20 protein-coding genes are annotated in these 21,970 nt (G+C 58.0%); 7 read left to right on the top strand and 13 right to left on the bottom strand.

The window, feature by feature from the left end:
* Positions 1–198: 198 nt before the first annotated feature.
* From HKX44_RS06460 to HKX44_RS06450, 3 genes are all read right to left on the bottom strand, one after another.
* Positions 199–1,209, bottom strand: a complete 1,011-nt coding sequence (locus HKX44_RS06460) for an ABC transporter permease (RefSeq protein WP_276150453.1) — start codon at positions 1,207–1,209, stop codon at positions 199–201.
* Complete coding sequence (locus HKX44_RS06455) at positions 1,202–2,239, bottom strand: ABC transporter permease (protein ID WP_276150452.1); 1,038 nt, start codon at positions 2,237–2,239, stop codon at positions 1,202–1,204. The genes HKX44_RS06460 and HKX44_RS06455 overlap by 8 nt, the downstream gene beginning before the upstream one ends.
* 103 nt (positions 2,240–2,342) lie before the next feature.
* Positions 2,343–4,064: a peptide ABC transporter substrate-binding protein gene (locus tag HKX44_RS06450; RefSeq protein ID WP_276150451.1), complete on the bottom strand. Its 1,722-nt coding sequence runs from the start codon at positions 4,062–4,064 to the stop codon at positions 2,343–2,345.
* A 320-nt stretch (positions 4,065–4,384) separates the two neighbouring features.
* Between HKX44_RS06450 and HKX44_RS06445 the strand changes: the two genes are divergently transcribed.
* The 4 genes from HKX44_RS06445 to HKX44_RS06430 are packed head-to-tail and all read left to right on the top strand — an operon-like array spanning position 4,385 to position 9,974.
* Positions 4,385–6,217 (top strand): ABC transporter ATP-binding protein, encoded by a 1,833-nt coding sequence (locus tag HKX44_RS06445; protein WP_276150449.1) that lies wholly within the window; start codon positions 4,385–4,387, stop codon positions 6,215–6,217.
* A 3-nt stretch (positions 6,218–6,220) separates the two neighbouring features.
* Entirely contained in the window at positions 6,221–7,384 is a 1,164-nt protein-coding gene (gene argE, locus HKX44_RS06440) for an acetylornithine deacetylase (RefSeq protein ID WP_276150448.1), read from the top strand.
* 52 nt (positions 7,385–7,436) lie between these two features.
* Positions 7,437–8,783, top strand: a complete 1,347-nt coding sequence (locus tag HKX44_RS06435; RefSeq protein WP_276150447.1) for an FAD-binding oxidoreductase — start codon at positions 7,437–7,439, stop codon at positions 8,781–8,783.
* Positions 8,784–8,804: 21 nt separating this feature from the next.
* Entirely contained in the window at positions 8,805–9,974 is a 1,170-nt protein-coding gene (locus tag HKX44_RS06430; protein WP_276150446.1) for a M20 aminoacylase family protein, read from the top strand.
* 61 nt (positions 9,975–10,035) lie between these two features.
* Here the strand turns inward: HKX44_RS06430 and HKX44_RS06425 are convergent, their stop codons facing one another.
* The 3 genes from HKX44_RS06425 to HKX44_RS06415 are packed head-to-tail and all read right to left on the bottom strand — an operon-like array spanning position 10,036 to position 11,762.
* The gene (locus HKX44_RS06425; protein ID WP_276153132.1) at positions 10,036–10,683 is read right to left on the bottom strand and encodes a hypothetical protein; all 648 of its coding nucleotides are present in this window, start codon (positions 10,681–10,683) and stop codon (positions 10,036–10,038) included.
* The gene (locus tag HKX44_RS06420) at positions 10,684–11,490 is read right to left on the bottom strand and encodes a LysM peptidoglycan-binding domain-containing protein (RefSeq protein WP_276150444.1); all 807 of its coding nucleotides are present in this window, start codon (positions 11,488–11,490) and stop codon (positions 10,684–10,686) included.
* The gene (locus HKX44_RS06415; RefSeq protein WP_276150443.1) at positions 11,487–11,762 is read right to left on the bottom strand and encodes a hypothetical protein; all 276 of its coding nucleotides are present in this window, start codon (positions 11,760–11,762) and stop codon (positions 11,487–11,489) included. The genes HKX44_RS06420 and HKX44_RS06415 overlap by 4 nt, the downstream gene beginning before the upstream one ends.
* 367 nt (positions 11,763–12,129) lie before the next feature.
* Here HKX44_RS06415 and HKX44_RS06410 point away from each other — a divergent pair, with 367 nt between their 5' ends.
* Complete coding sequence (locus HKX44_RS06410; protein ID WP_276150442.1) at positions 12,130–13,293, top strand: M20 aminoacylase family protein; 1,164 nt, start codon at positions 12,130–12,132, stop codon at positions 13,291–13,293.
* Between the two features lie 91 nt (positions 13,294–13,384).
* On the opposite strand, the gene HKX44_RS06405 is transcribed toward HKX44_RS06410, so the two are convergent.
* The 3 genes from HKX44_RS06405 to moaA are packed head-to-tail and all read right to left on the bottom strand — an operon-like array spanning position 13,385 to position 16,739.
* On the bottom strand, positions 13,385–14,443 hold the full coding sequence (locus HKX44_RS06405) for a glycosyltransferase family 4 protein (protein ID WP_276150441.1): 1,059 nt from the start codon (positions 14,441–14,443) through the stop codon (positions 13,385–13,387).
* Complete coding sequence (locus HKX44_RS06400; RefSeq protein ID WP_276150440.1) at positions 14,440–15,723, bottom strand: 3-deoxy-D-manno-octulosonic acid transferase; 1,284 nt, start codon at positions 15,721–15,723, stop codon at positions 14,440–14,442. The genes HKX44_RS06405 and HKX44_RS06400 overlap by 4 nt, the downstream gene beginning before the upstream one ends.
* An 8-nt stretch (positions 15,724–15,731) precedes the next feature.
* The gene (gene moaA, locus HKX44_RS06395; protein ID WP_276150439.1) at positions 15,732–16,739 is read right to left on the bottom strand and encodes a GTP 3',8-cyclase MoaA; all 1,008 of its coding nucleotides are present in this window, start codon (positions 16,737–16,739) and stop codon (positions 15,732–15,734) included.
* Between the two features lie 107 nt (positions 16,740–16,846).
* On the opposite strand from moaA, the gene HKX44_RS06390 reads away from it, so the two are divergent.
* Entirely contained in the window at positions 16,847–16,975 is a 129-nt protein-coding gene (locus HKX44_RS06390) for a hypothetical protein (protein WP_276150438.1), read from the top strand.
* Between the two features lie 45 nt (positions 16,976–17,020).
* Positions 17,021–17,539 (top strand): hypothetical protein, encoded by a 519-nt coding sequence (locus HKX44_RS06385; protein ID WP_346348167.1) that lies wholly within the window; start codon positions 17,021–17,023, stop codon positions 17,537–17,539.
* A 2-nt stretch (positions 17,540–17,541) separates the two neighbouring features.
* On the opposite strand, the gene HKX44_RS06380 is transcribed toward HKX44_RS06385, so the two are convergent.
* From HKX44_RS06380 to glmU, 4 genes are read right to left on the bottom strand one after another with little or no spacing between them, the layout of a single operon-like run.
* Entirely contained in the window at positions 17,542–18,228 is a 687-nt protein-coding gene (locus tag HKX44_RS06380) for a DNA alkylation repair protein (protein ID WP_276150437.1), read from the bottom strand.
* The gene (locus HKX44_RS06375) at positions 18,221–18,775 is read right to left on the bottom strand and encodes a pyridoxamine 5'-phosphate oxidase family protein (protein WP_276150436.1); all 555 of its coding nucleotides are present in this window, start codon (positions 18,773–18,775) and stop codon (positions 18,221–18,223) included. Before HKX44_RS06375 ends, HKX44_RS06380 begins: the two co-directional genes overlap by 8 nt.
* Positions 18,775–20,595, bottom strand: a complete 1,821-nt coding sequence (gene glmS, locus HKX44_RS06370; protein WP_276150435.1) for a glutamine--fructose-6-phosphate transaminase (isomerizing) — start codon at positions 20,593–20,595, stop codon at positions 18,775–18,777. Before glmS ends, HKX44_RS06375 begins: the two co-directional genes overlap by 1 nt.
* 2 nt (positions 20,596–20,597) lie before the next feature.
* Positions 20,598–21,950 carry a bifunctional UDP-N-acetylglucosamine diphosphorylase/glucosamine-1-phosphate N-acetyltransferase GlmU gene (gene glmU, locus HKX44_RS06365; protein WP_276150434.1) on the bottom strand — a complete coding sequence of 451 codons (1,353 nt, stop codon included), beginning with the start codon at positions 21,948–21,950 and terminating at the stop codon, positions 20,598–20,600.
* Between the last annotated feature and the right edge of the window lie 20 nt (positions 21,951–21,970).

Genomic DNA, 21,970 nt, shown 5'->3' with positions numbered 1-21,970 from the left:
TCGGGAAATTTTTCTGATTGGGCGACTTCTTTGGCGCGAATGTTCTTTCGCACTGCCGCGCAGGTGGAACAGACGGGTGGCAGGCGGTCGCGCGTCCCTGTTCTGGTTCTTTTTTGTCAGAGCAAGGTGGCGCTGGCTATTTTCGGGCCTGTCCCGATGGAACGGGGCAGGCAGGGCGTATCGTGAAGTGATCGGGGCTTAGCGTCCGCGAATCCGTGGATCAAGCGCGTCGCGCAGCCCGTCGCCAAGGTAGTTCACACTTAGCACGGTCAGGGAGATTGCGATGCCGGGCAGCAGCACCCGTTCAGGATAGTACTGCATTCGTTGCACCGCATCGGCCAACAGCTTGCCCCATGTTGGGTAGTCCGACGGAAATCCGACACCAAGAAAGCTAAGCGCGCTTTCGGTGATGATCGCGGTCGCCAGACCAAGGGTGGCAGAAACCATGATCGGAGAGATTACATTTGGCAGCAGGTGACTGCGGATGATTTTGCCTGACCTTGTCCCGATGGAACGGGCGGCCAGAATGAACTCGCGCTCCTTGAGGGCCAGAATATCACCGCGTACGATCCGCGCGGTTTGCATCCACGAGGTCATGCCGATGATGCCCACGATCAGGATGAACATACCGCCCTCGGGGCCGAAACTTGCGTTCAGTGGCTGGCGGAAAAGGGTCACAGCCAACAGGGTTAGAGGTAGGATCGGCAGGGACAGTGCCAGATCGGTAAACCGCATCAGCCAGAAATCGAGACGTTTGAAATAGCCCGATACAACGCCAACCGCTGTGCCGATAACCAGCGCCAGCACCATGGCAAGCCAGCCAACGGCCATGGACACACGTCCGCCGGAAATCATCTGGGACAGAATATCACGTCCCAGCTGGTCACTGCCCAGCGGATGGGCCCAGCCGACTTTTCCCCGTTCTACCGCATCGGTGTCCCAAAGGGCATGATAGATCGGGCGCCAGTCCTTGTTACGGATATCCAGCGCCTTGGGGTCCAGATCCCACAAGAACGGGCCAAAGATCACAGCCAGCGTGATGAACAGCAAGAAGCTGCCGCCGAATACCGCGCCTTTGTGTTTGCGAAATTGCTCCCAGACGTCGAACCACTGGCTGCGCGGGGGCTTTTGCGGTTCTTTGTCGGTCAGGGCTCCAAAGGTTTCCATGTCAGCCTCGATGGGGCTTGCGGGGATGGCTTGTTCAGTCATAGCGGATCCTTGGGTCGAGAAGCCCGTAGAGGACATCGGCGATGAGGTTAAACAGAACGATAAGGATGGCGAAGATAAACGTGAGCGTCATCACCATCGGCAGATCGTTCGCGAAAAGGGCGGTCAACAGCAACTGTCCGATGCCATTCACCTTAAAGACGTTCTCAGTGATGATCGCGCCGCCGAAGATCGCCGGCATGCCAAGCGCGATAACCGTGACCACGGGGATCATTGAGTTACGCAGTACGTGGACCATGACAACAACACCTTCGCGCAGGCCCTTGGCGCGGGCTGTGCGCACGTAGTCTTGGTTGAGGTTGTCGAGCATCGCACCGCGCATGTAGCGGCTGATCTGAGCCGTGGTCTGCAAGGCCAGCACCATCACCGGCATGATCATCTGGAAAATCTGGACCTTAAAGCTTTCCCAGTCGTTGACCACATGGGTGGTGTCATAGATCGAGGGCAGCCAGCCAAGGTAGACCGAAAAGATCACGATCAGCAGCGGGCCGGTAAAGAACGGCGGAATCGAAAAGCCGACCATGGTGATAAATGTCCCGGCCTGATCGAATACCGAGTAATGTTTGTAAGCAGAGTAAATACCGATCGGGATCGCGATGACGATGCCCACAACATAGCTCAGGCCGACCACCCAAAGCGTCTGTGGCATACGCTGCATTACGATATCCATGACAGGGCTGCGGGTCTGCCAAGAGATGACGCGCAATTCGTCCTGATAGAATGATGTGTCAGGCAACCAGCCAAACAGAAAGCTGGTGTTGGTTAGGTAATCTATAAAGATTTTGGGTTCGACCCAGAAAAATTGGATCAGCCATTTATAATACTGAACATACCACGGCGCGCCAAGGCCAAGCGCCTCGCGCATTTTCTGTTTCACTTCTGGGGGGACGGTCAGGGGAACCTGGGCCATCGGATCGCCGGGGGCAAGTTGCAGCAGCCCGAAGATGATGAAACTGATGAACAAAAGCGTAGGTATCGAGAGGATCAACCGTCGGAGCGTAAAGGTCAGCATAGGGCACAGGCGCCTTTGTTTATCAGTCTGAAAGAAGTGTGTGGGGCGGGGTGGACCCCGCCCGCGGCTTTGTCAAGGCGGGGGAAGCCCCCCGCCGTAACGATTATTCCTTGATGCGGTACCAGTCGGCAGCATTCCACAGCTCGGAATCCCATGTGTTCAGGATCACACCACCAAGGGTAACAGAGGCTGCGGAAACGCGACCACGGTCAACCAGCGGCAGCATGGAATAGCTGTCCTTGGTCAACATGTCGTTCAGCTTCTTCGCGATTTCGCCACGTTTGGACAATTCGCCAGTGCTGCCCAGTTCGGCAACCAGCTTGTCGTATTCGGGGTCGCAGAAACGGTTGATGTTTTCACCCTGCCACTGTGTTTCCGGACGCGGTGCCTTTTCACAAGTGCGCTGTGCAAGATAGCTTTCAGGGTCTGTGCCATCAAAGTTGTTGGCGTACATTTCCACGTCCGCATAGAACTTCTGGAAGGTGTCAGGCGAACCCGGGTCACCACCAAAGTAGACAGAACCGTCAATGTTGCGCAGTTCGGTTTCGATGCCGATCTGGCTCCACCAGTCTTTGATCAATGCCTGAAAGTCCTGACGTACAGCGTTGGTCGATGTCTGATACAGGATCGACATTTTGACGCCGTCCTTATCACGAACGCCGTCGCCATCACTGTCGACCCAGCCCGCTTCGTCCAGCAATGCATTGGCCCCTGCGATGTCCTGCGTCATACAATCGGTGTTGTCGGATGCGTAAAGCGCTGGTGCAGGCACCACATTACAGGTCGGACGACCGGCCTGACCGTAGCCAACTTCTGTCAGCAGTTCGCGGTCGATGGCCATGGACAGGGCCTTGCGCACTTTCAGATCGGACAGGAAGGGGTGCGGGTGCTTGGCCGTGGCACGCTCGCCTTCGGGCAGATCAGGAGACGGGTTCGTCAGGTTGATCTCGATGCGCTCGACCAGCGTACCGAATGCTGCGATCGGCTTGCCTTTGCCGGCTTCGGCCATCCGGGCCAGAACTTCCGGTGCCAGCTGCATGTTCCAAGCATAGTCGTATTCGCCGGTTTCCATGACCGCACGACCTGCCGCTGCCGCGTCACCGCCGCCTTTGAACGTCACCGAAGCAAAGGCAGGTTTGCCTTCGTGGCGGAAGTTTTCGTTTGCAACCATCGAAATGACGTCATTCGGACGGAAGTCTGTAACCACAAACGGGCCGGTGCCGATGGGGTTAAAGTTGGCTTCGGTACATTCGGGTGCCTTTGCGCCCATGCAGTCCGCGAATTGTGCGGCCTGTAGGATCGGAGACTGACCGCCCATGAAAGGACCGTAAGGGTTTGGTTTTGGTTCGGCGAACTTTACTGTGACGGTAAGATCGTCAACCACGTCAACAGAGCTAACGCCTTCGAACTTTGCCAGCTGGGCGCAACCCCCTTCGGGGTCCATGCAGTAATCTGCAGTGAACTTGAGGTCGGCAGAGGTGACAGGCGAGCCGTCAGACCACAGCAGGCCTTCCTGCAACTTCCATGTGATCTCGGTCAGGTCGGCGTTGACGCCGCCGTTTTCAACTGTTGGGATTTCTTCGGCCAGAAAGGCGACCAATGCGCCGGTTTCGTCATAGCGGCCCAAAGGTTCCAGAACCAACGAAGATGATTCGATGTCTTTGGTCCCGCTGGACAGATAGGGGTTCAGGATGGACGGTGCCTGCCAATAGATGATTTTGACTTCACCGTCACGGCCGCGTTCGCCGGAATGTCCGTCGGCAAATGCAACCGGAGCAAAAGCGGTCGTCGCAATTGCCCCCATTAAAAGGGTGCGTAACTTCATAAATACTCTCCTTGTCGTACACTTTTTAGTTGTGTTACGTTTTGGGGCAAGGTAAATTTGCCCAGTGTTTGTGGCTCTTGGTGCATTAAGAAATCTTCTTAACCCCGCGTAACGGAAGGTTAAATTAGATGGCTTCTTGCCGCACCTCGGACCCATGGGCGTAATCACAACATGTTTCACAAGAATTGCAAGCATTCTCATCAACCTCTTGCAAAATACCTTTGGTCAAGGCCTGTGGTATTTGACCTGCCAAAGTAATCCCCTTAGCTTCGCCGCAAGACGCATCAGAATATTGCGTCATGATATTGTCAGGGGACATCATGCTGGATCAGACGAATTCGGGGCCAATTGCGCAAATTCAGGGCCTCAGGGTCGAATTTCAGACCAAAGACGGCCCTGTGGTTGGGGTCGAGGATGTCAGTTTTGACATCAATCCGGGCGAAACGGTCTGTGTGGTCGGCGAATCTGGTTCCGGTAAATCGGTGTCGTCGCTGTCGTTGATGCGGCTGGTTGAATACGGCGGTGGCGAAATTGCCGGCGGGCGCTTGTTGTTTGACCGCGACGGCAAAGACCAGATTGATCTGGCCCAGACAGATGGTGCCGATATGCGCCGGATCAGGGGCAATGAAATAGGCATGATTTTTCAGGAGCCGATGACGGCCCTCAATCCGGTGTTCACGGTGGGTCGGCAGCTGACCGAGGGGCTGCGTCTGCACAAGGGGTTGAGCAAGGCGCAGGCTGAGGCCCGTGCGTTGGAGCTGATGACACAGGTTCGCATCCCAGAACCTGAGGCGCGGCTGAAGCAATATCCACATGAATTGTCAGGCGGTATGCGCCAGCGGGTGGTGATCGCCATGGCACTGGCCTGCGAACCCAAACTGTTGATCGCTGACGAACCGACAACGGCGCTGGACGTGACCATTCAGGCTGAAATCCTCGCATTGATGGACCGCTTGAAACGTGAAACCGGCACTGCGGTGATGTTTATCACCCATGACATGGCGGTGGTGGCCCAGATGGCGGATCGCGTTGTGGTGATGTTCCGCGGCAATAAGGTGGAAGAGGGCTCGGTCGAGGAAATTTTCGAGAACCCGCAGCATCCTTATACAAAGGCGCTGCTGGCGGCGGTGCCCAAGCTGGGCGAAATGACGGGCAAACCTTACCCCGAACCGATGAAGCTGTTGGGGTCCAAGGACAAGCAGATCGAGCCGATCAAGGGCAGTGACGAGGTGCTGCTGAAAGTGCGCAACCTGACCACACGGTTCCAGGTCAAAGGTGGTTTTTTCCGGCGCACGGTGGCCAATGTCCATGCGGTTGAGGACCTTTCATTTGATATCAACAAAGGCCAGACCCTAAGCCTTGTTGGCGAATCCGGTTGTGGCAAATCTACGGCGGGCCGGTCGATTTTGCGCCTTGTCGAGCCGATGCGAGGCGAGATTGATCTGGCGGGCAAGGACATCATGGCGCTGAACCAGGGTGATCTGCGCACTGCGCGTCTGGACATGCAGATGATTTTTCAGGACCCCTTTGCCTCGCTTAACCCGCAGATGCAGTTGGCCGATCAGGTTGCCGAACCAATCCACAACTATGGCACTCTGAAAGGGCAAGCGGTTAACGATCGCGTCGAAATGCTGTTTGATCGGGTCGAACTGCCGCGCAGTTTCATGCGCCGGTTCCCGCACGAGCTGTCCGGCGGTCAGCGCCAACGGGTCGCGATTGCCCGTGCCCTCGCTCTGAACCCCAAGCTGATCATCGCAGATGAGGCGGTCTCGGCGCTGGACGTGTCGGTGCAGGCGCAAGTGTTGAACCTGATGATGGAGTTACAGTCCGAGCTGGACCTGAGTTTCCTGTTTATCAGCCACGATATGGCTGTTGTTGAACGGGTCAGCCATCATGTCGGTGTGATGTATCTGGGGCGTATCGTCGAAATCGGCACCCGCCAGCAAGTGTTTGAGAATCCGCTGCACAGCTATACGCAGGCCCTGATGAAGGCCGTGCCGATTGCCGATCCGCGCAAACGTAAGGACGAGAAGGATTTGAACTTTAAACCGATCCCGTCTCCGATCCATCCGGCCAAGTATGATGCCAAACCTTCCGAGTATGTCGAGGTAGAACCGGGCCATCACCTTTTGATCACTGATTGCGGATACTGAACCATGGCAGAGCGTCTGACCCCACTGGAGCTGATGACCAAGCTGATCAGCTTTCCCACTGTTTCGCGCGATAGTAATATCCCGCTGATTGACTGGGTGGCCGACTACCTGGCCGGTCACGGCATTGAAAGCCACCGCTATATTGACCCCAACCAGCCCAAACATGCGTTGTTTGCCCATGTTGGCCCTTGGGAAGACGGCGCGGTTGTCCTATCAGGGCACACGGATGTGGTGCCGGTAGACGGGCAACCCTGGGACACCGATCCGTTCACGGTGGTGGAAAAAGACGGTAAATATTACGGGCGCGGCACCTGTGACATGAAGGGATTTGATGCGCTTGCGATTTGGGCCTTGGTCGAAGGGAAGTACGCGGGACTTAAGCGACCGTTACAGATTGCGTTGAGCTTTGACGAGGAAATCGGCTGTACCGGTGCGCCGCCGATGATCGAAGCGATGCAACCGGTATTGCCAAAAGGGTCAGCGGCCATCATCGGCGAACCTTCGTCCATGCAGGCGGTCACAGGCCACAAGGGCGGCACAGGGTTTGATACCCATGTCGTCGGTTTCGAAGTGCATTCATCGCTGCTGCATACTGGGGTCAATGCCATCATGGCGGGGGCCAAGCTGATCGAATGGGCCAATGAAATGAACACCGCCAATATGGCGGCCAAGCCGACGGATATTGCCGCAATGTTCGATCCGCCTTTCACAACCTGCCATGTCGGGATGATTGAAGGTGGGACCGCGCATAACATTACTGCGAAAGACTGTAAGTTCGCGATGGATTTCCGTGTGGTGCCGGGTGAAGATAAGAATTACTGGGCGACCGAATACCTCAAGAAAGTGCGCGAGGTAGAGGCCCAGATGCAGGCGGTTGTACCGGAAACGGAAATTCGCATCAGTGAACGCTTTGACGTGCCCGCCCTGCAACCCGAGGACAATGGCGAGGCCGAAACGATGGTGCGCCAGATCACCGGCGACAATGCCAGTCACAAGGTCAGCTATGGCACCGAGGCAGGACAGTTCCAGAATGCGGGCTATTCTGCGGTGATCTGTGGTCCCGGCGATATCGCGCAGGCGCATCAGCCGAATGAGTTCATCGAAGTGGCACAATTCGAAGCGGGCCATGATTTCATGCGCAAGCTGTTGCTCCGCCTGGGGGATTGAGGGCAGGACTGATCCATCACAAGTTGCGCCGCAACGCGCGGGGGGCATGACGATGCAGGCATTTCCACTTTCCGAAGCCAATCCGATCTGCTTTGCCGGCCCGCCGCCGGGGGCTGCGGATGTGGTTGTGATCGGCGGCGGGATCATTGGGGTTTGCACGGCGCTGTATCTTGCGCGGGCAGGGCAATCCGTTGTGCTGCTGGAAAAGGGGCGCATCGCGGCTGAGCAATCCTCGCGCAACTGGGGCTGGATCCGGCAACAGGGCCGTGATCCTGACGAACTGCCGATCATGATCGAGGCGCTGGGGCGCTGGAAGGAACTGGCCGCCGAAACCGGTGTTGACTTTGGCTTGCGGCAGGGCGGTGTCACCTATTTCGCCAAGAGTGCAAAACAGCTTGCAAGCTATGAACGTTGGACGGCCCATGCCAACAGGGCCGGTGTCGATACACGAATATTGAATGCGGCAGAAACCGCCACGATGTTTCCTCAGATGGAGACTGCCGTGGTCGGGGCGATGGTAACCCCGTCGGACATGCGGGCGGAACCTTGGACAGCGGTGCCCGCCTTGGCCGGGATTGCGCAACGCGCCGGTGTGCGGCTGATTGAGAACTGCGCTGTACGGATGCTGGACATACAAGCCGGGCGGGTTGCCGGCGTTGTGACCGAGCAGGGATTGGTTAAAACGGATACTGTGGTGCTGGCTGGTGGGGCGTGGTCCTCGCTGTTTTTGCGCAACCACGGTGTTGATATTCCACAGCTTTCGGTGCGCGAAAGTGTGGTGGCGACCTGTCCCTTGCCGGATATTCACGCAGGGGCGGCTGCGGACAACCGCGTGGCGTTCCGCCGGCGTTTGGATGGCGGATATACATTGGCCCCGTCTGGCGTGGCCGAGCTATTCATCGGGCCGGATGCCTTTCGTGCCTTTCGCAAGTACCTGCCGCAGCTCAGGCAGACCCCGTTCGGGCAAAGCTATCGCCCGGCAGCCCCCAAAGGGTTTCCTGACAGTTGGAACACGCCGCGGCGCTGGTCAGGAGAGGATGTCACCCCCTTTGAACGTATGCGCATCCTTGATCCGGCACCGGACATGGCGCAACTGCGTCGGTTGCTGCGCAACTTCGCCACCCGCTTTCCGACATTGCCAAAGGTGCGGATGCGCTCCGCTTGGGCGGGAATGATTGATACTTTGCCCGATCAGGTGCCGATCGTTGATCACTGCGCAGATATTCCCGGATTGGTGATTGGCACGGGTATGGCGGGGCACGGCTTTGGGATCGGGCCGGGCATGGGGCGTGTGCTGACAGCTCTGGTCATGGGGGACGCGGTAGGGCATGATCTGCAACGGTTCCGCGCCGACAGGTTCTCCGACGGCAGCGCTGTTGATCTGGGGCCAAATTACTGAGTACCAACAAGGACTTGTGCCATGCCGATCAAGAATCGTTTTTCCGAAACCCATGCCGAAATTACCGCATGGCGTCGCCACTTGCACCAATACCCCGAACTGGAGTTCGATGTGCATGAGACCGCGAAATTTGTAGAGGAAAAATTGCGCAGTTTCGGCATCACCGACATCACCACCGGCATCGGCCAGACCGGTGTTGTTGCGGTGATTGAGGGGCGCGAAAATACATCGGGGCGCACAATTGGTTTGCGCGCGGATATGGATGCCTTGCCGATTCAGGAAGCCACAGGCTTGCCCTATGCTTCAAAGATCGCGGGCAAGATGCACGCCTGCGGCCATGACGGCCATACGGCGATGCTCTTGGGGGCGGCGCAATATCTGGCGGAAACCCGCAACTTCGATGGTCGCTGCGTGCTGATTTTCCAGCCTGCCGAAGAAGGCGGCGGCGGTGGCAACGAGATGGTCAAAGACGGGTTGATGGAGCGTTGGGATATCGACGAGGTCTATGGCATGCATAATATGCCTGACTATCCAGTGGGTAAATTCGCCATCCGCAAAGGGGCGTTGTTGGCGGCGACCGATGAGATTTGCATCATCATCGAGGGTCAGGGTGGCCATGCCGCGGCCCCCCACGAGGCGGTCGACAGCAATCTTGCTGCGGCCCATGTGGTGGTTGCCCTGCAATCCATTGCGGCCCGCAATATCGACCCGGTGAAACAGGTGGTTGTCTCGGTCTGTACTATGCGCAGTGACACGGACAGTCACAATGTGCTGCCCCAGACGGTCAAGCTGCGTGGCACGGTGCGCACCCTCGATGAGGATGTGCGTGATCTGGCAGAGGCCCGTCTGCACGATATCGTCACCCATACCGCAGCGGCCCATCAATGCCGCGCCGAGATCACCTATGATCGCGGTTACCCGGTGACGGTGAACCATGACGACGAAACGGATTTTGCAGCGGATGCCGCCGAAACCGTGACCCCCGGCGTATGGCGCGATACGCCGCCGATCATGGCTGCCGAAGACTTTTCGTATATGCTCAACGAGCGGCCCGGTGCCTATATGATGATCGGCAACGGGGAAGAAGGGGCAACCGTGCATCATCCGATGTATGATTTCAACGACGAGGCGATTCCCGCGGGCTGTTCGTGGTTCGCAGAGATTGTCGAAACCCGTATGAAGGTTTCCTAGGGGCAGGACCCTATAATCCTGCCACGTTAGTTTTGTCGAAACTGCATTAGGGGTCTTGCCCCTATCGCTCTTCAGGGGATGCCGCCGGAGCGGTTGTCAGCTTGCCCAGTGCATCATGGGTGACTTCGGTTTTGGCCAAGTCTGTTCCGGCAAAACAGGTTTGAAAGCGCCATGCCCGTAGTTTGTAAAGGATGTCGAGATCATCCTGCGGCAAGGTAAAGACGTCCCCTTTGGCGGTTTTGTAAGAGGGAATAAACCGTTCTGATGACAGCAGAACGGTTTGTTTGCCATCATGTTGCGGTGTGCTGATATGGAAGCGGCAACCGCGCAGCGGCGTTGCCCAGTCTTGTGCGCTGATATGGGTGACCCAATAGACAAACTCCTGATCATTCAGGGTTTCGCGATAGATGGCTTCGATATCGTAGTTATATCCGCCGGCTTTGATGCGGAACTGGGCGATTGTGTCTTTGGTATCCACCTGCGGGGTAACCCACAAAAGAACCGGCCCCTTTTCGGTCAGCTTGGATTTCAGAAAGGACTGGCCGCGCATTTCCAGGACAAACGCGCCATAGCGCACCAGCCACTCGGTTGCGGTTTCAAGGCGTTCGATGGCGGATTTTTCCAAAGAGCTGAGATTTTGCGCATTCATCGTGCTGGTTCCCAAGAGAAAGAGTGATAGGGCCATCTGCCAAAGGTGCCGTCGCTGCATCTAGTTTCCCCATTTGTTGTAGGGATCAACATCAGCTGCCTTATGGCCCCAAAAGTTATCCGGGCCGAAGAAATTGAATGTGCCCTTATAAGCGTCGGAGTTGTCCAGCGCACCTGTTGTCTTGTTATAGACCGCTTCAAGGTGACCATCCGGGCTGATCCATTTGGAGTTGTTCCACGGGTCATGGTACCAGGATTTGATATAAGACAGCCGCTCGTACTCCGCTGCCTCGGCGGCTTGGGCGGTGGCGGGAATGTTCTGGTTCAGAATATCGCGGTAATTCTGGTGTAATGTGCGGTCATTCATAAGCAGGGTTCGCGCCGCGTCATGATCCGTAAACAGGGTTTTGACGGTATCGGGGCTAAGTTCCTTGCCGGTGTCCGCCTCGTATTGTGCGATTGTTTCGCTCAGCTTGGTGCCGGTTGTGGCTTCAAACGACTTGCCGAAATCGGTCTCGTCCATCGGGTCGGGTGCCACGGGGGCAAGCAGGTCTTCGTTTGCCTCGGCATCGACCGGGGTTTCCGCCGGGTTTTTGGTTTCCTCGTCATCTTTGCAATTGCAAGGGCCCGTTGATGTGGCCTCTTCGGTGCGGTTGGCCTCTGCATCGGCCTGCGTTCCCAGATCAACAGCATCTGCAACGGCGGGATCTGACACCGGTGCCAGTGGAACTTCCAAATGACCGCCGACCATGATCAGATCGGGGTTTGCAACTTGCGGATTGGCTTGCAGCAAGGCCCTGACGCTGGTGCCTTGGGTACGGGCAATCGCTGAAAGCGTGTCGCCTGATTTGATCTGATAGGCGCTCATGGCGTCGCCCCCAGCGTCTGATAGATGAAATCCAGCTTTGCAGTGCCGGTCAAATCCCTGCGGGTCAGAACTTGCGTGATCCAGTCCCTGTCGGGGCTGTTGTGCCAATCTTTTGACATGCCCAATAACAGATAATGATAACGGGTATAATCGGACTGGCTGCGCATCCCATGCCGGTCTGCCTGTTTCCAAAGCCGGTCGGCCTGCGCGAGGATGACGTGATCGGCCAATCCATGCGGGGCTTTCGAAAAATCGGTTCGCAAACGGGTCACCAAATTTTCCCTGAAAGGGCTGGCTTGGTCAGCGACGGGCTGTCTAAGCTGGGATTTGCTGAAAGTAAGCAAGTGATGTCCTGTGCCCATGCGCGCGACGGCGAATTTTGCCCGCGTGTCTTGCGCAATCATAGGTAGCATCCCGCCCCATGTCAAAGGCCGATCGAAGGGTTTGCCACGCTTTGCAGGCGTCCATATGCAGATGTTGATTTTGGGCAGGTTGGCTATGGACCTTGGCAGGATCGTCGGCGGTCCCTGAAAGTTAGGGGCTGAAAGCGTGACCTGAGGACATACCCGCGCTGCCAGTGCTTTCAAATGCGGCCGTTAGCGCCTAGATAGATGACAATACATACATAAGGATAGAGACATGCCCGTCAAAAACCGCTTTGCCGAACTACACGAAAACATCACCGCCTGGCGCCGTGATTTCCATGAACACCCTGAAATTCTGTTTGAAACCCACCGGACTTCTGCATCGGTTGCCGAAAAACTGCGCAGCTTCGGCTGTGACGAGGTTGTTGAAGGGATCGGGCGCACCGGTGTGGTGGGTGTGATCAAAGGCAAACAGAACAACAGTGGCAAGGTTATCGGGCTGCGCGCGGATATGGACGCTTTGCCGATCCACGAGCAGACCGGGGTTGAATATGCCTCCAAGACGCCAAATGCGATGCACGCCTGCGGGCATGACGGGCATACGGCGATGCTGCTGGGGGCGGCGCAATATCTGGCCGAGACGCGCAACTTTGACGGCACCTGTGTGGTGATCTTCCAGCCCGCCGAAGAAGGTGGCGGTGGCGGCAAGGAAATGTGTGACGATGGCATGATGGACCGCTGGGGCATTCAGGAAGTTTACGGCATGCACAACTGGCCCGGGATGCCAACGGGCAGCTTTGGCATTCGTACCGGCCCGTTCTTTGCTGCGACGGACCTGCTGGAAATCGAAGTCGAGGGCCTTGGTGGTCACGCGGCCAAGCCTAATGAAACCATTGATACAACCGTAGTCACTGCGCATATCATCACCGCGCTGCAAACCATCGTCAGCCGGAATGCCGATCCTATTGGCAATATCGTGGTGTCGATCACCTCGATTGAATCCTCGTCCAAGGCGTTCAATGTGATCCCGCAGCGGGTAAACCTGTTGGGCACGGTCCGTACGCTTTCAAACGACTTGCGTGATCTGGCCGAAAAACGTGTGGTCGAGATTTGCGAAGGGGTTGCGGCCAGTTTCGGGGCGGTGGCACGGGTGAAATACGTGCGCAACTATCCGGTGATGGTGAACCACCCCGAGCAGACAGAATTTGCGGCGGATGTGGCGCGTCAGGTCACGGGGGAATGTGGAGAGGCCCCCTTGGTCATGGGCGGCGAGGATTTCGCATTCATGCTGGAAGCGCGCCCCGGGGCCTACATCCTGATGGGCAACGGCGAGGGTGCGGCGGTGCATCATCCGATGTACAACTTCAACGACGAGGCGATCCCGACCGGCTGTAGCTGGTGGGCCGGTATCGTCGAACAACGTATGCCAGCGGCGTAACGCTTTGGCGGCAGGGTGGGGCGTGGCCTCTCCCTGCTGTTGCTTTGATTAGGGCATGCGATGAATGTCCACAGGCCCTAGGGTCCTGACCCTAGCTTTCTGACAGCAAACGACGGTACAGCGTGACCAGATCTGCCGCTTCCCGCTCAATGGCGAAATGCGCGGCGACATGGGGCCGTGCTTTGGTTTCCCATTGGGCAATTGGGCTGGGTGGCTCGCAGGCTTCAAGCAGGGCGGCCCCCAGCGCCGCAGGATCGTCCGGTGCGACAAGATAGCCGGTGCCCGGCACGACAATCTCTTCAAATGCGCCGACGCGGGTGGCGACAACCGGTACACCGCAGGCCATGGCCTCGATTGGGGTCAGGCCAAACCCTTCCCAGCGCTGGGGCGCGACGTAAAGGTCGAGAACACGGTACCAATCTGCCATATCCTCTACGGGGACTTCGGGCAGAAAGTGGAAGTTGTCGGAAAATCCCTCTGCTGCAACCGCCTCTTTGATCTGTTGCAGGAACTCTTTGTCCTTGGGCACGGCACGTCCCATGATCAGGGCATGAACCTGAGGGTGACGCTTGATCACCTCAACCATGGCGGCCTGAAACACATCGGTGCCTTTTGACGCGCGGATGCGCCCATAGCAGCCCAACAGCATCCCGTCCTTGGGCAATCCCAGCTTCTCGCGCAGGGCCGGTTTATCTTGCGCCGGGGCGAAGCCGTCCAGATCAATCCCATGCATGACAACTTGCGCAGGGGCTTCAAGATAGGTGGCACCGCGCGCAGAGGTGGCCACCACCGCGTCCATCCGGCGGATCAGCCAGCGGGTCAACCCGCTTTGCTTGCGTTGCGAGGCCGAGGTGAAAACCAGCTTCAGGCGTTTGCCCAGAAGATATTTCAGTGCCAGCCCGCCGATCATCTCGACGTTGCGCCGTGCGTGCCAGACACGTGGCCCGTCAGGCCCGGATCGGGGCATGGTGATCAACGACCAAAGCGGGATTTGCGGCACATGCGCGGGGATCACGGGGCCGGTGGCGGCAATATTGATATCGCGGGATTGGACCGGCACAAGGCGCACAACGGTGGCCGTCACACCGGACAGGCGTTTCTTAAAATTGGGGGCGATGACCTGCGTGGCGCGGATGTCGACTTGGGTCATGGTGTTAGCTCCAGCGCGGTGATCAGGCGGGTGGCGATGCCGTCCAGCAGGTCAGTCTGGCCGTCGATATAGTCACGGGCGGCCGCGCAGGCCTGTGCGCGGTGGGCTGCGTCGCTGAGCCATTGATCCACCTGTGCGGCCAGATCATCCCCATCCGCCACAAGACGCGCCGCGCCTTGGGCTTCCATTTCGGCGTAGGTTTCGGCAAATGCCGCAACATGCGGTCCGGATAGAACACAGGCACCTGATTGTGCAACCTCGAACGGGTTATGCCCGCCAATGGGTTTCAGAGAGCCACCCAGAAATACAATGTCAGCCAGATCATACCACAGGCCCAACTCGCCCATGGTATCGGCCAGAAACACCTGAGCCCCCGGCATGTCGCCGCGGGTACGCCGGGTCAGGCTAAGGCCCGCGCCGGCAATCATGTTCATCACCTCGGTGCCGCGTTCAGGGTGGCGTGGCGCTAGGATCAGGCAGAGGTCCGGGTGGGATTTCAACAGGGTCTTATGGGCGGCAAGCACCGCTTGTTCTTCACCCTCGTGGGTTGACGAGGCCACCCAGACGGGGCGGTGAGCAATGGCGGTGCGGGCCTCGAACAAGGCGTCCTCGTCAACAGGCAGAGGGCCGGCCATGGATTTCAGGTTGATCCCCCGCGCAACCCGATCAGCAGGGGCGTGCATATCGACCATGCCTTGGGCCATTCTGTCGTTCTGAGTCAGGATCAGCGAAAATACGTCCAGCAGATAGCGGGCGGAGTTCGGGAACTTGCCCCAGCGCGCCATTGAGCGTTCTGACAACCGGGCGTTGACCATTGCCAGCTTCGCGCCGGTTGCATGGGTGCGGCGCAGCATTTGCGGCCAGATTTCGCTTTCGACAAACACGGCTGCATCGGGGTGCCAGTGTTTCAGGAACCGGCGCAGCGGACCGGGGGCGTCAAACGGCGCAAACTGATGCACGGTGCGGGGCGGCAGGCGGCTGGCCAGCAGCTTGGCTGAGGTCGCCGTGCCGGAGGTAATAAGAAACTGGGCTTGCGGTAGATGCACGCCTATGCGCGCAATAAGCGCGAGTACCGACAGGCTTTCCCCGACTGAGGCGGCATGGAACCAGACCAACGGCACAGCGTCCTGACGCGGCTCTGTGGCGTGGCCGATTTTTTCGTGGGCGCGCTGCACGCTGATGCCAGCACGGCGCAGTTTGCGCGTTTCGATCAATGCGGCGAAAGGCACAAGAACCATGCTGGCCGCAACCCATGCGCGGTAAAGAAAGGGCACGGACATGATCGGGCTCAGCCGCCGGTGTGGCTCATGTGGCGCGGCATCTGGCCATCCAGCCGCTGGCGGGAGTAGTCGAAATCATGGCCTTTGGGTTTATGGCTGATGGCCTCACGAATGGCGGCTTCTAAAGCGCTGGAGTCATCCGGGCTGGCCCGCAGGGGCGCGCGCAGGTCGGCCATGTCTTCCTGACCCAGACACATATAAAGTTCGCCGGTACAGGTCAGCCGCACGCGATTACAGCTTTCGCAGAAGTTATGCGACAGCGGCGTGATAAACCCGATCTTCTGGCCGGTCTCCTCAAGGCGTACATACCGCGCCGGCCCGCCAGTGCGTTCCGCAAGATCGGTGACCGTGTAGTGATCAGCGTAGCGCGCGCGCACATCGTCCAGCGACCAATACTGGCCCAGCCGGTCCTCATTGCCCAGATCCCCCATTGGCATGACCTCGATCCACGTCAGATCCATGCCCAGATCGGCACACCATTTGGTGAGTGCGGGCAGTTCATCTTCGTTAAAGTCTTTCAGCGCAACGGCGTTGATCTTGACCTTCAGCCCCGCTTTGAGCGCGGCTTCTACGCCGCGCAAGACTTGCGGCAATCGGCCCCAGCGGGTGATCTCGGCAAACTTGCCCTCGTCGATGGTATCAAGCGAGATATTCACGCGGCGCACACCAGCGGCATAAAGGTCACCGGCAAACCGTTCCAGCTGGCTGCCATTTGTGGTCAGTGTCAGCTCTTTCAACGCGCCGCTTTCCAGATGGCGGGTCATTGAATTGAAGAAGGTCATGATCCCCTTGCGCACCAGTGGTTCCCCGCCCGTGATGCGCAGCTTTTCGACGCCCATGCCAACAAAGGTTGTACACATCGCGTCCAGCTCTTCCAGCGTCAGCAATTCCTTTTTCGGCAGGAAGGTCATGTTTTCGGACATGCAATACACACAGCGGAAATCACAACGGTCTGTAACCGATACGCGCAAATAGGTAATGGCGCGGGCGAATGGATCAATCAAAGGTGCGTTCATAAGTAATAGGTAATGCCCTGTCGGGGGCTGAGCAAGCGGCATTTGGATGATTGAAGTGACGTAAAGGTAAAGCTAGGGTCGGGGGATTGAGACCAAAGGACTAGAGAATGAAGCATTTGATGATTATGACGACCTTGGCTGCCCTGCTGGCCGGCTGCACCCCGCCCGAGGTTGAGGCCCCGGTTGAAGAACCGCAACAAGAAATTATACCATTGAGCATCGCACTGCCGACCTGAGGGTCGCAGGTCAAAACAGGAAAAGCGGCGCAGGAGACCGGATAGATGATGAAGCACCTCGTGGTATCCGGCGTTCTTGTAGCGCTTTTGCCGGGCTGTTCGGCGGTTGGCAGTTTTCTGCGCAAGGATCCCGCGTCCAAAGTTGTGGTGGCTGAAAAGATGATAGAGCCTGCCGCAGAGGTTGACACTGCCGCCCTTGCACCCGCCACGACCGCGCCGCCCCCACCGCCAGCGGCCCGCACGGTTGAGGCGCTGGATACCACAACACCGGAGCAGCGCGCGGCGGCGGTAGCCCCCCCCAAGGTCCCGAACAAGAACCTTGGCAAGACGGTTGTCTCACTGGGCAGCCCGACAGAGCCAGGACTTTGGATGAAAACCCCGCTGGTTAAGAATGAGGCACAGGGCCGCGTGACCAATCCGGCCAATGGCAAATCATCACTCGTGACTCTGTTGCCGCTGGACGGTCCGGCCACGGCAGGCAGCCGGATGTCACTTCCCGCCTTGCGGCTGATCGGCGCATCGTTGACGGATTTGACCGAGGTTCAGGTCGCCTTGGAAGGCTAGGTTCAGGCTGATTTTTTCAGGAACCGCAGGGCCTCTTTCACCGCAAAGGGTTTCATCTTGTCGCCATGGGCGTCGATGAAACCCGTGGTGCGCACCGCGTCATGTTTCGACAGTTCACGCAGCCACCAGCCGATGGCCTTTTGGATAAACCACTGATGGTCAGTGGTCAGTGACGCGGCCCAGCCAAGGATCCGGTCACGGGCCTCGATCTCGGCGGGTTTGGGATTGTTTTGCTTGGTCCAGGGCAGGGTGCTGACAAAGGCGGCGCGGCGCGTCCACATGTGATCCGAGGCGATCCATGTCTCGACGTGATCCAGTCGCGCAGGATCGGCCACCAGACGTTTCTGTCCCGCCATGCAGGCGTGATCGGCAATGGCCCAGCTGTCAAAGTCCGGCGTCCATGATGCGATCAATTCCCATGCTGCGGTGTCATCAGGGCGGATGCGGGCCTGTGTCAGCAGTTTGGCTGCCGCCACCCGTGCCTCATAGACATCGGTCTGCCACAGGGCATCTGACAGGGCGACGCGGGCGTCGGTATCCAGCTCGGTGCGCCACTCTTTGGTCAGTGCGTCAATCTGCGGATTGGCAAGGCCCAGATAGGTGCGGTCCACCTTGTGGTATTTGCGCATGTCCAGCGCTTTGGCCGGGTTCGCGAGCGCGGTCAGCTGTTCGAGGTAAGGTTCATGCATCAGGTGTATCCAGAATATGTGTAGGCAATCCGTCGATGGTGCTTTGATTGTCGCGTGCCCATCGTTGGGCCACGCCCTTTGGGCCATGCTGTTCGGCCTGACGCCTTAGCGTGTCCCTTGGGCCCTTGTGGTCGTAGAAGGGTACCGCATAGCCGCAGGAGGTTTGAAGCAGATCGATGGTCATGTCGTAGATCTGGCGCGCACCAACGTCAGTTTCGAAATGGGCGTTCAACGCTGAAAAAGCCGCGTCGCGAGGATGCAAGGTCTCTGCGCGGCCATAGGCCCGCATAATCATCGGGCGGATTTCAAACCCGCACCACATCAACGTCATCCGGTTCATGCGCAACAGGTGGCCCGCGGTTTCATTGCCCGAGCCGCTCAGGTTGCGCCAGATGATCCGGTTGGGCCCCATCACGCGCAGACTGTCCATGCCCTTGGGCGAGATGTTCACACGGCCCTCATCGGCAGCCGTACCGCAAAAGAAAATATGCTGCGCGTCGATAAACTGGCGGTGGTCGTCGGAGATCTGGTCAAACTGCTTGGCCATTATTCCACCGTAACGGATTTGGCGAGGTTGCGGGGCTGATCCACATCGGTGCCTTTCGCGACCGCCGTGTGATAGGCCAGCAATTGCGCGGGGATGGCATAGAGGATCGGACCCAGCGCTTCGGAAATGCGCGGCATTTCGATGGTCGCCCAGACGCCCTCGCTGGCGGTGGCAAGGCCCTCGCTGTCAGAAATCAGGATCACCTTTCCCTGCCGCGCCATGACTTCCTGCATGTTGCTGACGGTCTTGTCGAACAATGAATCATGCGGGGCCAGAACCACCACGGGCATGTTTTCATCGATCAGGGCAATGGGGCCGTGCTTTAGTTCACCTGATGCATAAGCTTCGGCGTGTATATAGCTGATTTCTTTTAGTTTAAGAGCTGCCTCATGTGCCATTGGAAACATCCGGCCACGGCCCAGAAACAGAACATCCTGTGCATGTGACAGCTTTTGCGCAGCGTCGCGGATTTCGCTGTTTTTCTCTAGGGCGGCATTGATCACCGAGGGCAGGCCGCGCAGGGCGCTGACGTGATCGGCCAGAGCCTCGTCGTTCAATGTGCCGCGCTGCTGGGCCGCTTTGAGCGCCAACATGAAAAGGACCGTCAGCTGGCAGGTAAACGCCTTGGTCGAGGCCACACCAACCTCGATACCGGCATAGATCGGCAGGGTTAGGTCGCTTTCACGGGCGATAGAGGATTCCGGCACATTCACGACTGATAGGATGGTTTGCGCGCGCTCCTCACAATAGCGCAGGGCGGCCAGCGTGTCGGCGGTTTCGCCGGACTGGCTGACAAAAAGTGCCAAAGTGTGATCAGGGATCGGCGGTTCACGGTAGCGGAACTCTGATGCGACATCGACCTCGACAGGGATGCGGGCAATCTGTTCGAACCAATATTTCGCCGTCAGACAAGCGTAAGAGGCGGTGCCACAAGCAACCATGGTGATGCGATCAACCTTGGTAAAATCAACACCTTCGCCGGGCAAAAGGATGTCGCCCGTATCAGAGAGATAATGCGACAGCGCCTGACCGATTACACCGGGTTGTTCGGCAATTTCCTTGGCCATGAAATGCTTGTGACCGGCCTTGTCGATACGGGTTGCGTCGACCTGAATTTGTTTGATGGCGCGGTTGGCAAGATTGCCATTGGCGTCGGTAACTTCGACCGAGCTGCGGGTGACGACGGCAATATCGCCCTCTTCAAGATAGGAAATACGGTCGGTCATTGGTGAAAGGGCGATTGCATCACTGCCGACAAACATTTCACCGGTGCCATAGCCGATGGCAAGGGGGGATCCCTTGCGGGCCGCAATCATCAGATCGTCATAACCGTCAAACAGAAAGGCCAGTGCAAAAGCGCCGTCCAGACGGGACAGGGTCGTTTTGACGGCGTTAACCGGCGTCATGCCAGATTTCATATAGTGATGGGTCAACAGCGCAACGGTTTCAGTGTCTGTTTCGGTCACAAATTCGACGCCATCTTCGGCCAGCTCACTGCGCAACTCGCGGAAATTCTCGATGATGCCGTTGTGTACAACCGCGACCTTGCCGGCCTGATGTGGGTGGGCGTTGCTGACGGTGGGCGCACCATGGGTGGCCCAGCGGGTGTGACCGATGCCTGCCTTGCCCGCCAGCGGTTCATGCACCAAAAGATCGGACAGGTTCACCAGCTTACCCACCGCGCGGCGGCGCGCCAGCTTGCTATCGTTTACGGTGGCAATGCCGGCACTGTCATAGCCGCGATATTCAAGCCTCTTGAGGGCCTCAACCAGAATAGGGGCCACTTCATGGCTGCCCAAAACACCGACAATACCACACATTTTTAGCTGCCTCTCTGTTGTTTGGCCTTCTTGGCCTTTAACATATCGAACAATTTTCGTGCCATGCCCGGTTTTTCAATCTGCGGTGCGCGGGCCAGTGCCAATGCATCTGGTTCCACGTCCGAGGTGATCACCGAGCCGCTGCCGGTCAATGCACCAGCGCCGATTGAGACAGGGGCGACCAACATGGTGTTTGATCCGATAAACGCATTGGCCCCAACATGGGTATGATGTTTCATTACCCCATCGTAGTTACATGTAATGGTGCCGGCACCGATATTTGCCGCGGCCCCGATGGTCGCATCGCCGATATAGCTCAGGTGGTTCACTTTGGCCCCTTCGGCGATCTGGGCATTTTTGATTTCGACAAAATTGCCGATCTTAACGTGTTCGGCCAGTTCTGCACCCGGGCGCAGGCGCGCGTAGGGGCCGACAACTGATCCGCGTGAGACGTGGCAGCCCTCAAGGTGCGAAAAGGCGCGGATGGTGGCGCCGGATTCCACCGTGACGCCGGGGCCGAACACCACATTGGGTTCTATTAATGTGTCGCGTCCAATCACGGTATCGCGGGCAAGGAAAACCGTATCGGGGGCGGTCAAGGTTACCCCGTCTTCCAGCAGTGCCGCACGGGCGCGTTTCTGGAAATCGGTTTCGGCGCGGGCCAGTTCGGCGCGCGAATTGATACCGACGGTCTCCCATTCGGCGCAGGTGACGGCAGTGGCGGACAAACCGCGGGCGCGGGCCAGCCCGACGATATCCGTCAGGTAATATTCCTCGGAGGCGTTTTTGTTATCCACAGCGTTGATCAGATCAAACAGCAGATCGGCATTACCAGCCACAACACCGGAATTGCACAGGGTGATCATCCGTTCGTCTTCGGAGGCGTCTTTGAACTCGACAATCCGGTCCAATTGCTGACCATCCATCACCAGCCGGCCATAGCGCGCAGGGTCTGCCGCCTCAAATCCCAACACGACAACATCGTTTTGGGCAAGGGCCGCCTGCATTTCCTCAAGAGTTTCGGCGCGTATAAAGGGGGTGTCGCCATAGAGCACCAGCGCCATGCCATCAAACCCGGCAAGGGCGTCGCGCGCCTGTGCCACCGCATGAGCGGTGCCCAGTTGCTCTGACTGTTCGACCACTTTGATTGAAATATCATGCTCGAGCGTGGCTGCTCGGACCTGATCGGCACCGTGACCGGCCACCACAACCGCACGCTCAGGAGTAAGCATTGTGCCGGCCTCAAGGGCGTGGATCAACATGGGCTCCCCGGCGATGGGGTGCAGGACCTTGGGCAGGTCGGAATTCATCCGTGTGCCTTTGCCAGCGGCAAGCACGATCAGGGCGGTTTTCATGTTCTACTCGCTTTTGGGGT

Source organism: Sulfitobacter sp. M05, from assembly GCF_029285175.1.
Lineage (GTDB): Bacteria > Pseudomonadota > Alphaproteobacteria > Rhodobacterales > Rhodobacteraceae > Sulfitobacter.
Note: the sequence above shows the minus strand (reverse complement) of the source record. Positions and strands in the feature narration are given on the sequence as shown.

Bases quoted from the DNA above. Each gene is read 5' to 3' on its own strand.
- HKX44_RS06460 (WP_276150453.1), bottom strand. From the start codon at position 1,209: ATGACTGAACAAGCCATCCCCGCAAGCCCCATCGAGGCTGACATGGAA.
- HKX44_RS06455 (WP_276150452.1), bottom strand. From the start codon at position 2,239: ATGCTGACCTTTACGCTCCGACGGTTGATCCTCTCGATACCTACGCTT.
- HKX44_RS06450 (WP_276150451.1), bottom strand. From the start codon at position 4,064: ATGAAGTTACGCACCCTTTTAATGGGGGCAATTGCGACGACCGCTTTT.
- HKX44_RS06445 (WP_276150449.1), top strand. From the start codon at position 4,385: ATGCTGGATCAGACGAATTCGGGGCCAATTGCGCAAATTCAGGGCCTC.
- argE (WP_276150448.1), top strand. From the start codon at position 6,221: ATGGCAGAGCGTCTGACCCCACTGGAGCTGATGACCAAGCTGATCAGC.
- HKX44_RS06435 (WP_276150447.1), top strand. From the start codon at position 7,437: ATGCAGGCATTTCCACTTTCCGAAGCCAATCCGATCTGCTTTGCCGGC.
- HKX44_RS06430 (WP_276150446.1), top strand. From the start codon at position 8,805: ATGCCGATCAAGAATCGTTTTTCCGAAACCCATGCCGAAATTACCGCA.
- HKX44_RS06425 (WP_276153132.1), bottom strand. From the start codon at position 10,683: ATGCAGCGACGGCACCTTTGGCAGATGGCCCTATCACTCTTTCTCTTG.
- HKX44_RS06420 (WP_276150444.1), bottom strand. From the start codon at position 11,490: ATGAGCGCCTATCAGATCAAATCAGGCGACACGCTTTCAGCGATTGCC.
- HKX44_RS06410 (WP_276150442.1), top strand. From the start codon at position 12,130: ATGCCCGTCAAAAACCGCTTTGCCGAACTACACGAAAACATCACCGCC.
- HKX44_RS06405 (WP_276150441.1), bottom strand. From the start codon at position 14,443: ATGACCCAAGTCGACATCCGCGCCACGCAGGTCATCGCCCCCAATTTT.
- HKX44_RS06400 (WP_276150440.1), bottom strand. From the start codon at position 15,723: ATGTCCGTGCCCTTTCTTTACCGCGCATGGGTTGCGGCCAGCATGGTT.
- moaA (WP_276150439.1), bottom strand. From the start codon at position 16,739: ATGAACGCACCTTTGATTGATCCATTCGCCCGCGCCATTACCTATTTG.
- HKX44_RS06390 (WP_276150438.1), top strand. From the start codon at position 16,847: ATGAAGCATTTGATGATTATGACGACCTTGGCTGCCCTGCTGGCCGGC.
- HKX44_RS06385 (WP_346348167.1), top strand. From the start codon at position 17,021: ATGATGAAGCACCTCGTGGTATCCGGCGTTCTTGTAGCGCTTTTGCCG.
- HKX44_RS06380 (WP_276150437.1), bottom strand. From the start codon at position 18,228: ATGCATGAACCTTACCTCGAACAGCTGACCGCGCTCGCGAACCCGGCC.
- HKX44_RS06375 (WP_276150436.1), bottom strand. From the start codon at position 18,775: ATGGCCAAGCAGTTTGACCAGATCTCCGACGACCACCGCCAGTTTATC.
- glmS (WP_276150435.1), bottom strand. From the start codon at position 20,595: ATGTGTGGTATTGTCGGTGTTTTGGGCAGCCATGAAGTGGCCCCTATT.
- glmU (WP_276150434.1), bottom strand. From the start codon at position 21,950: ATGAAAACCGCCCTGATCGTGCTTGCCGCTGGCAAAGGCACACGGATG.